This is a genomic window from Bradyrhizobium sp. Kon58, from assembly GCF_055807455.1.
Window position 1 is genome coordinate 1 of sequence record NZ_JBVVOT010000353.1, and the last position, 290, is coordinate 290.

The window sequence follows — 290 nt, forward strand, 5'->3', positions numbered from 1 at the left end:
GCCGGTGACTTTCGCCGCCGCCTGCTGCAGCGCAAGCTGCACCTCGGCCAGGGCCGGGATCGGGATGTTCGGCGGCACCACACGGTCCAGGATCCCATCGCGACGCATGTAGGCGTGAGCCAGCACGTAGTCGCCGATGGTCTGGGATTGGCGCAGGCCGCCGCAGTGCCCGATCATCAGCCAGCAATGCGGGCGCAGCACAGCGAGGTGGTCGGTGATGTTCTTGGCGTTGGACGGGCCCACGCCGATGTTCACCAGGGTCACGCCGTGGCCGTCACTGGCCTGCAGGT

Annotated in this window: 1 protein-coding gene; it reads right to left on the minus strand. The window is 68.3% G+C overall.

All coding sequences use genetic code 11. From position 1 onward, the window contains the following. Positions 1-290: phosphorylase family protein (locus AC0L20_RS40745; protein ID WP_473295784.1), on the minus strand; the 290-nt coding region annotated here is incomplete at both ends.